The organism is Streptomyces sp. NRRL B-24572 (assembly GCF_002156145.1).
Taxonomy (GTDB): domain Bacteria; phylum Actinomycetota; class Actinomycetes; order Streptomycetales; family Streptomycetaceae; genus Streptomyces; species Streptomyces vietnamensis.
Genome location: NZ_MWIG01000708.1, coordinates 1 through 8,853, shown reverse-complemented (window position 1 = coordinate 8,853; position 8,853 = coordinate 1). Strand labels below are relative to the sequence as shown.

Sequence of the window (8,853 nt, the reverse complement as noted above, 5' to 3'; positions counted from 1 at the left end):
GCCGGGATCTCCGGCGGGCAAGGAAATTGAGCTGCTTCTGAGGTTGTGACCTGCACTTTCAGTGGTTGTGCTCGGTACCCTTGGTCGTTTCGGGCTTCTTGAACCCGATGTCCTGGTAGCGGGGGGCGGCGAGGCCCCAGGCCCCGGCGTTCACGAGATCGGCCTTGGCGGCGACGAGCTGCGGGCGCTGGTAGAGGGGGATGGAGCCGGCCGCGGCCCAGATCCGGGCGTCGGCCTGGCGGACGAGGTCGCGGGCCTCCTCCTCGTCGAGCGTCCCCGCCGCCTGGTCGAACAACTGGTCGATACGGTCGGTGCCGACCCGGGAGTAGTTCTGCTCGACCAGGAGCGAGCCGTCCGAGGCCGGCTCGGGCTTGGCGAAGATCGGCCGGGCGTCGGTCGCCGGGAAGGCGGAGGCCGGCCAGGAGTAGAGGGCCAGGTCGTAGTCGCCGGAGGCGATGTGGTCCTTGAAGAAGCTGTCGTCGGAGACCTTGGTGACCTCGGTGCGGATCCCGACCGCGTCGAGCATCCGGACGATCCGGTCCCCGACCGCCCGCAGCGACTCGGAGCCCGGCCCGGACGGCAGGACGAAGCGGAGGCTGAGCGCCTTGCCGTCCTTGCCGAGGGCCTTGGCGTCCTTGGCGGCGTCGGGGGCCGTCACGGGAGCGGCGGTGCCGCGCGGGGCGTAGGCCCCGGCCATCCCGTGGTCCGGCTTGGCGCCCGACTGGGCTGCGCGGGCGGCGCCGGAGCCGGTGTCGAGGGCCTCGGCGCGGGCGAGGAGCGCGGCGCTCCGGCGGGCCGCGGCGGCCGGGGCGTCGGCGCCGTTGCCGGTGCCGTTCTCGGGGCCGTTCGCGCCGATGACGGGGGCGGGGGCGGTGCGGCGGTCGCCGGGCTTGTCGTCGCCGACGATGTAGAGGCCCTCGTCGGACGCGGTGTCGCTCCGCTTCTTGGCGTCGGTGGAGCCCGTGGACTTCTTCGCCTTCTCCGCGGCCTTCTTCTCCGCCTCCTTCTTCTCCGCCTCGCTGCCCGCCTTGGTGCCGGCGGGCTTGTGGAGCGCGCCGCCGGGCACCCAGCCCGCGTCGGCGAGGAGCGCCTGCGCCTCCTTGGTGTCCTGGCCGCCGAGCGCGTCGCTGCTGTCCGCGTAGGCCGCCTGGCCGGCGAGGGCGAGGTGGCTGCCGGGGGGCTTCGCGGGGAGGCCGAGCGGCCCCAGCACGGATTCGGCGAGCTCCTGGCGGTCGATGGCGCGGGCCACCGCGCGCCGTACCCGCTCGTCGGCCAGCGGGCCGGACTCGCCGTTCAGCGAGAGCTGGGTGTAGGCGGGCTCCAGGGACTTGCGGACGACGTACTTCGCCAGGGTGTCCTGGGCGCTCGCGTACCGGGTCATGGCCTCCTGGTTCTTCTTGCGGGCGGCCGTGGCCTCCGCCGCCTTGTCGTCGTCGGAGCCGTGGGCGAGGGCCCAGGACTTCAGGGCCTTGGCGGGGGTGATCGCGGAGCCGGGGCCGTGGGCGAGGGCGGCCTGCGCGCCGCTCCGGCCGGCGTGGGCGTCGCGGAGGGCGAGGGAGATCCGCTCGGCCGTGGACCGGTCGATCTCGGCCAGGTCGAGGTTGCCGGCGGCGAGCGCGGCCGCCCGGTCCGCCCGGGGGACGGCCTTGAGGACGATGCTGTCGAGCTTGGCGACCTGCCCCCACCAGCGGGGGTTGCGGGCGAGGGTGACGTCGCCGCCCTTCCGGTCGACCGCCTTCAGCAGGAACGGTCCTGCGGTGGCCTTGAGGGTGGTGCGCGCCCCGTCGTTGAAGGCGCTCGGGGAGCCCATCACCTGCTTCGGATAGAGGGGTGTGAAGAGGGACCGCCAGTCGGCGTAGGGCTTGGCGAAGGTGACCCGGACCTCCAGGTCGTCCTTGCCCCGCTCGATCTTCTCGATCCGCTCGTAGCCGGAGTTGCGGGCGGTCCAGTACGCGGTGTCGCGGCCGCTCAGCGCGCGCCACTGGGCCACGAAGTCGGCGGCCCCGATCTCGCGTCCGTCGCTCCACACCGCCTGCTGGTTGAGCTTGTAGAGGACGACCTGCCGGGGCTCGGTCTCGATGACCTGCGCGGACTCCAGGTAGTCGGGGTTCAGCCGGGGCCGGCCCCGCTCGTCGAGCGTGTAGAGGGAGGGGAGCACGGCTCCGGCGATGCGCGAGGTGGCGCCGTCGGCGTCGGCCTGGAAGCTGTTGAGCGTGGTGGGCAGCGCGTCGACGGCCCAGCGGACGGTGCCCCCGTCGGCGACCCGGTCGCGTGCCGCGGGCGCGTTGTCCTGCGCCGCGGCCGGGGTCTCGTCGGCCTCGTCGCCGGAGCTGCAGCCGGCGAGGACGGTGACGGCGAGGACCGCGCTGGTGAGGGTGGCGACGGAGCGGAGCGTGCGGGAGCGGGGGCTCCTGGAGCATGTCCTCCCGCGAGGGGCGCCCATCTGGGACATGACTTGTACCCCTTCGTCCAGATTTATTCCATTTGGAGATGATCAGACCTATTGCTCATACACTGAAAAGGACGGTGCGGATCCGGCCACGGCGACACGGCGACACGGCCGGAAAACCCCACTCGTGCGGCCCAACCGCCCGTGCACACGACTTCCCAAGTGGGATGTGACGCGCGACACTCACGAAGGTGAGGGCAACCATGTCCGTTCAGGACGATCTGGCGGCCGTCAAGCGCCGCTTGCAGGACCTGGAGCACACGGTCGAAGAACTGGAACGCCGCGTCGGGACGGAACGGGGCGCGTCTCCCCGGCCGACCGCCGGCCGTGCGGAAAGCATGGTGACCATCCCCGACGCCCCGTACGACGCCGGGAAGTGGACCGACGTCGACGACGAGGGTCTGGGCGCACACGACCACCACGCGCCATAGAGAGCCGGTAGAGCCGTAGAGCCGTAGAGCCGAGGAGCCGAGGAGGCCCTGTTGGCCACAGGTACTCAACCCCCGACGAGCCACGGTGCGGCGACGGGGGTGCGCTCCCCGGGGCGCGCCTCCATCGCCGCCCGCCATCTGCGCACCGACCGCTGGTGGCTCTCCCCCGCCGCCACCGCGGCGGGACTGCTCGCCTTCGTCGCGTACTCGACGTGGCGGGCCTTCGCGAACGCCGACTACTACGCCGCCCCCTACGTCTCCCCGTTCTACTCGCCCTGCCTCGCGGACAACTGCGTCCCCATGCGGGGCGGGCCGAACTGGGCGCTCTTCGGCAGCTGGTGGGGGCTCTCCCCCGCCCTGCTGATCCTGGTCTTCCCGCTGGGCTTCCGGCTGACCTGCTACTACTACCGCAAGGCGTACTACCGGGGCTTCTGGGCCGCTCCCCCGGCCTGCGCGGTCGCCGAGCCCCACCGCACGTACACCGGCGAGACCCGCTTCCCGCTGCTCCTGCAGAACCTCCACCGGTACTTCTTCTACGCGGCGGTGCCGGTCGCCGGCATCCTGACGTACGACACCGCGCTGACCTTCCGGGACCACGACTACGCGTGGGGCCACGCCGGGCTCGGGACGCTGATCTTCCTCGTCAACATCGTCCTCATCTGGGCGTACACCCTCTCCTGCCACTCCTGCCGGCACATCGTCGGCGGCCGCCTGAAGCACTTCTCGAAGCACCCCGTCCGCTACCGGCTGTGGACCTGGGTGGGGCGCCTGAACCGGCGTCACATGCAACTCGCCTGGGCGTCGCTGATCAGCGTCGCCGCCTGCGACCTGTACGTGTACCTGCTCGCCACCGGCGCCTTCGACGACCCGAGGTTCTTCTGACATGAGTCCTGTGGAACGGCAGCAGTGGGACGTGATCGTGGTCGGTGCCGGGGGCGCCGGGCTGCGGGCGGCGATCGAGGCACGGCAGCGGGGCGCCCGTACGGCCGTGATCTGCAAGTCCCTGTTCGGCAAGGCGCACACCGTGATGGCGGAGGGCGGCATCGCCGCCTCGATGGCCAACGCCAATCCGCACGACGACTGGAAGACGCACTTCCGGGACACCATGCGCGGCGGGAAGTTCCTCAACCAGTGGCGGATGGCCGAGCTGCACGCCCAGGAGGCCCCCGAGCGGGTCTGGGAGCTGGAGACCTGGGGCGCGCTCTTCGACCGGACGGCGGACGGCCGGATCTCCCAGCGCAACTTCGGCGGCCACGAGTACCCGCGGCTCGCGCACGTCGGCGACCGCACCGGTCTCGAACTGCTGCGGACCCTCCAGCAGAGGGTGGTCGGACTCCAGCAGGAGGACCACCGCGAGACCGGCGACCACGAGGCGCGCCTGAAGGTCTTCCAGGAGTTCACCGTCACCCGGATCCTGAAGGACGGTGACGGTCGGGCCGCCGGGGTCTTCTGCTACGAGCGGGAGAGCGGGCGTTTCCTCGTCCTGGAGGCGCCCGCGGTCGTCCTCGCGACCGGCGGCATCGGCAAGTCCTTCAAGGTGACCTCGAACTCCTGGGAGTACACGGGCGACGGTCACGCCCTCGCCCTGCTCGCCGGGGCGCCGCTGGTGAACATGGAGTTCGTGCAGTTCCATCCGACCGGCATGGTCTGGCCGCCGTCGGTGAAGGGGATCCTCGTCACCGAGTCCGTACGCGGCGACGGCGGGGTGCTGCGGAACTCCGAGGGCAAGCGGTTCATGTTCGACTACGTCCCCGACGTCTTCAAGGAGAAGTACGCGGAGTCGGAGGAGGAGGGCGACCGCTGGTACGAGGACCCGGAGAACAACCGGCGTCCGCCCGAGCTGCTGCCGCGCGACGAGGTGGCGCGGGCCATCAACGCGGAGGTGAAGGAGGGGCGCGGCTCCCCGCACGGCGGGGTGTTCCTTGACGTGTCGACCCGGATGCCGGCCGAGACGATCCGGCGCCGGCTGCCCTCGATGTACCACCAGTTCAAGGAGCTGGCGGACGTCGACATCACGGCCGAGGCGATGGAGGTCGGGCCGACCTGCCACTACGTGATGGGCGGTGTCGCCGTCGACTCGGAGACGGCCGCCACGGTCGGGGTGCCCGGGCTCTTCGCGGCCGGCGAGGTCGCGGGCGGCATGCACGGCTCCAACCGGCTCGGCGGGAACTCCCTCTCCGACCTGCTGGTCTTCGGGCGGCGGGCCGGACTGCACGCGGCGGAGTACGCGATGTCGAGGGGCGGCGGCGGGGTCGCCGAGGACGACGTGGCCGCCGCGCGGGCGGAGGCGCTGGCCCCGTTCCGGGACGGCGCCGCGGAGAATCCGTACACCCTCCACCAGGAGCTCCAGCAGACGATGAACGACCTCGTCGGGATCATCCGGCGGGAGGGCGAGATGGCCGAGGCCCTGGAACGGATCGCCGCCCTGCGGGAGCGGGCCGGGCGGATCTCGGTCGAGGGGCACCGCCAGTTCAACCCCGGCTGGCACCTCGCGCTCGACCTGCGGAACATGCTCCTGGTCAGCGAGTGCGTGGCCCGGGCCGCCCTGGAGCGCACCGAGTCGCGGGGCGGGCACACCCGCGAGGACCGTCCGGCGATGGAGCGGTCGTGGCGACCGGTGAACCTGCTGTGCCGGCTCACGGACGGCGGGACCGGGACCGGGACCGGGGGCGGGGGCGGGATCGCCCTGGAGCGGGTGCGGACCGAACCGATCCGGCCCGATCTGCTGGCCCTCTTCGACAAGGAGGAGCTGGCGAAGTACCTGGCGGAGGAGGAGCTGGACGCATGAGCACGTATCAGGCCCACTTCCGGATCTGGCGGGGCGACGCCGACGGCGGGGAGCTGACCGACTACACCGTCGAGGTGCACGACGGCGAGGTGGTCCTCGACATCGTGCACCGGCTCCAGGCCACCCAGACCCCCGACCTGGCCGTGCGCTGGAACTGCAAGGCCGGCAAGTGCGGGTCGTGCTCGGCCGAGATCAACGGCCGGCCCCGGCTGATGTGCATGACCCGGATGTCGGTCTTCGCGCGGGACGAGGTCGTCACGGTGACACCCATGCGGGCCTTCCCCGTCGTCCGGGACCTGGTCACGGACGTCTCCTTCAACTACACGAAGGCCCGGGAGATCCCGGCCTTCGTCCCGCCCGCCGGGCTCGGCCCCGGCGAGTACCGGATGAAGCAGGAGGACGTGGACCGCTCGCAGGAGTTCCGGAAGTGCATCGAGTGCTTCCTGTGCCAGGACACCTGCCACGTGGTGCGCGACCACGAGGAGAACAAGGAGGCCTTCGCCGGGCCCCGCTTCCTCATGCGGGTCGCGGAACTCGACATGCACCCCCTGGACGCGGCGGAAGAGGTCGGACTCGACCGGCGGCGGACCGCGCAGGAGGAGCACGGCCTCGGCTACTGCAACATCACCAAGTGCTGCACCGAGGTCTGCCCGGAGTCCATCCGGATCACCGACAACGCCCTGATCCCGCTGAAGGAGCGGGTCGTGGACCGGAAGTACGACCCGCTGGTCTGGCTCGGGAAGACGATCGGGCGGCGGAAGGCGTGAACCCCCGCGGTCAGAGCCAGCCCTCGCGGTAGGCCGCCCAGTCCCCCTCCTCCGCCGCGAAGTCGACGTAGAGCGCGAGGCCGAATCCCTTGCGGCCCGGGTCCGTGCGGCCCAGGCCGAGTCTCGCGCCCTTGACGGCCGCGGCGACCGTCTCCGCGTCCTCGTGGTGACCGAGGTCGTCCTCGTGGAAGAAGGGGAGGCCGATGAGCAGGTCGGTGCTCTCGGGGGTCGCTTCGAGGGCGAGGGCCGTCTGCTGGGCGACGTACCCGCCGTACAGGCTCTCCAGCGGCATCCAGGTGTCGTACGACATGACGGCGATCTGGTCGACGCGCCGGGCGACCTCGCCGAAGAACTCCTGCGACCACCACTTCTCGCTGCCGTTCGAACTGACCGCGCCCAGCACCGAGTGCGCGCCCGGCAGCGGGTCGATCTGGTGGGCGGCCACCGAGAGCGGGACCCTGCGGGCCCGGGTCAGCTTCCCGAGGTCGTCGAGGAGGGAGAGGTAGCCCCGGTCGTCGGAGTGCAGCGGCTCCAGGTCGAAGTGGACCCCGTCGAAGCCGGCGTCGAGGATCCGGCGGGCCGAACCCACCACGGCCCGGCGGGACCCGGCGTCCTCCAGGCGCAGCCCCACGGGCCCCTCCGTGGCCAGGACGTCGCCCAACCAGGCCTGGACCCGTATCCCCGGCATCGTGCGGTGCACCCCGTCGATCAGCCACCGGGCGCGGGGGTACTTCGCCGTCGACAGGGTGCCGTCGTGCTCCAGGGGCCCGGCGTGCACGTACAGATCGCGTATCCCGCTGCCCTTGAGGCGCCCGGCGAGGGCCTTGAGGTCGGCGTCCTTCTTCCGTCCGTCGACCCAGGCGTGCCCGATCCAGAAGGCGTCCTTGCCGCGGGTCCTCGCGTCGTCCGTCAGGTCGCCCGTGTAACTGACGCGCAGGGCCAGGGCGCCGAAGAGCGGGGGCACGACAAGGAGGAGGACGAGGCCGAGGACCCACCAGCGCCCCCGCCTCCACACACGCCTCAGCCGTCCGTCCACCCGAGCCCCCCAAGAGCCGTCGCGTCACTGGAGACCACCGTAGCGGTGGCTACTGACAGTGACGCTCGGGCGAGGGGAACGGTTTCAGGCTGCACGAGTCCGGTCGCGAGCGCGCATACGCGGACATAACCTCCCCTTTGTGACGCGAATAGCCACCCGAACCCTTCTCGCGGTGCTGGTGGCGGCGTGGTGGCTCCTCGTGCCCGCCGTACACGGTGCCCACGCCGACGACCCCGTCGTCCTGTCCCGGGACGGGCAGATCACCGACCGGGTGGGTGCCCTCGGCGACCGCCGCGCCTCCGTGGTCCAGGCCCTCGACCGGCTCTACGACGACCGGCGCGTCCAGCTCTTCGTCGTCTACGTACGGGACTTCTCCGGGCGCTCGGGCCAGGACTGGGCCGACGCCACCGCGGAGCGCAACGCGCTCGGCCTCGACGACGTCCTGCTCGCCGTCGCCACCCACGACCGGCGGTACGGCTACTCGGCCGACCCCGGCTCCCGCCTCACCCAGGCCCAGCTCGACGAGGTCGCCCGGACCGCGATCGAACCGGCCCTGCGACAGAACGACTGGGCCGGCGCCGCCGTCCCTCGACGAGCTCGACGGGGAGGCCCGCCGGACGCTGGTCGCCACCGACGACGCCGTCCGCACCAGCCAGGAGGAACTCGGCTTCGCGTCCGCCCAGTTCGGCGAGGAGGCGGTGCGCCCCTTCACCGAGGCGGTCGACTTCGCGAAGGAGCAGCTGACGGCCTCGTTCCGGCTGCGGCAGAAGCTCGACGACTCCTTCCCCGAGGACGACCCGACCCGCCGGAGCATGCTGGACGAGATCCTCCGCCGCTGCGCCGAGGCGAACGCCCGCCTCGACGCCGAGACGGAGGACTTCGACCGGCTCCGGGCCCTGGAGCGCACGGCCCCGGAGGCACTGGCCGTCGTGGAGGCGGCCTTCCGGGAGCAGACCGGGCGGATCGGGACGGCCGAGGCGGCGCTGACCGCGATGCGCGAGCGGTACGCCGAGTCGGCGGCCGCGCCCGTCGCCGGCGCCGTCGAGCAGGCGAAGGACCGGCTCGTCTTCGCGACGACCCACGTCAACCAGGCCCGTCAGCAGATCGACTCGGGTGACAGCGGCGGGGCCGCCGTGCACATCCGCGCCGCCGAGGGCGCCGTGGACCAGGCGGCCCGGCTGATCGAGGCGGTGGACCGGCGGGCGCAGGAGCTGACCGAGGCCGTGGGGAAGCTGACGGGCGCGCTCGCGGAGACGGACGCGGACCTGGCGGAGGCCCGCGGTCTTCTGAAGGGGACCGCCGAGGGGGTGTCCACGGCCGACCTCCAGGGCCGGATCGCCCGCGCCGAGTCGGTGATCGCCGAGGTCCGGCGCGGGCGATCC

General features: G+C 72.2%; 6 protein-coding genes and 1 pseudogene. 5 read left to right on the top strand and 2 right to left on the bottom strand.

What is annotated here, in order from left to right; genetic code table 11:
- Positions 1-58 precede the first annotated feature (58 nt).
- Positions 59-2,452, bottom strand: coding sequence for an ABC transporter family substrate-binding protein (locus tag CCN56_RS34125; RefSeq protein ID WP_373412934.1), 2,394 nt, complete (start codon positions 2,450-2,452; stop codon positions 59-61).
- A 200-nt stretch (positions 2,453-2,652) separates the two neighbouring features.
- On the opposite strand from CCN56_RS34125, the gene CCN56_RS34120 reads away from it, so the two are divergent.
- Genes CCN56_RS34120 through CCN56_RS34105 form a run of 4 tightly spaced genes read left to right on the top strand, consistent with a single transcriptional unit; the run spans position 2,653 to position 6,435 of the window.
- On the top strand, positions 2,653-2,880 hold the full coding sequence (locus tag CCN56_RS34120; protein ID WP_086831697.1) for a hypothetical protein: 228 nt from the start codon (positions 2,653-2,655) through the stop codon (positions 2,878-2,880).
- Positions 2,881-2,931: 51 nt separating this feature from the next.
- Positions 2,932-3,762, top strand: coding sequence for a hypothetical protein (locus tag CCN56_RS34115; protein ID WP_086831696.1), 831 nt, complete (start codon positions 2,932-2,934; stop codon positions 3,760-3,762).
- Between the two features lies 1 nt (position 3,763).
- Positions 3,764-5,668 carry a fumarate reductase/succinate dehydrogenase flavoprotein subunit gene (locus CCN56_RS34110; protein WP_086831695.1) on the top strand — a complete coding sequence of 635 codons (1,905 nt, stop codon included), beginning with the start codon at positions 3,764-3,766 and terminating at the stop codon, positions 5,666-5,668.
- On the top strand, positions 5,665-6,435 hold the full coding sequence (locus CCN56_RS34105; RefSeq protein WP_041131065.1) for a succinate dehydrogenase/fumarate reductase iron-sulfur subunit: 771 nt from the start codon (positions 5,665-5,667) through the stop codon (positions 6,433-6,435). The genes CCN56_RS34110 and CCN56_RS34105 overlap by 4 nt, the downstream gene beginning before the upstream one ends.
- Before the next feature lie 10 nt (positions 6,436-6,445).
- Here the strand turns inward: CCN56_RS34105 and CCN56_RS34100 are convergent, their stop codons facing one another.
- On the bottom strand, positions 6,446-7,450 hold the full coding sequence (locus CCN56_RS34100) for a hypothetical protein (protein ID WP_373412933.1): 1,005 nt from the start codon (positions 7,448-7,450) through the stop codon (positions 6,446-6,448).
- Between the two features lie 160 nt (positions 7,451-7,610).
- On the opposite strand from CCN56_RS34100, the pseudogene CCN56_RS34095 reads away from it, so the two are divergent.
- A pseudogene (locus tag CCN56_RS34095) lies at positions 7,611-8,853 on the top strand (TPM domain-containing protein); the annotation flags it as partial.

What these genes read in the sequence shown, in the direction of transcription:
- CCN56_RS34125 (WP_373412934.1), bottom strand. Translation starts at nt 2,452, where the DNA reads ATGTCCCAGATGGGCGCCCCTCGCGGGAGGACATGCTCCAGGAGCCCC.
- CCN56_RS34120 (WP_086831697.1), top strand. Translation starts at nt 2,653, where the DNA reads ATGTCCGTTCAGGACGATCTGGCGGCCGTCAAGCGCCGCTTGCAGGAC.
- CCN56_RS34110 (WP_086831695.1), top strand. Translation starts at nt 3,764, where the DNA reads ATGAGTCCTGTGGAACGGCAGCAGTGGGACGTGATCGTGGTCGGTGCC.
- CCN56_RS34105 (WP_041131065.1), top strand. Translation starts at nt 5,665, where the DNA reads ATGAGCACGTATCAGGCCCACTTCCGGATCTGGCGGGGCGACGCCGAC.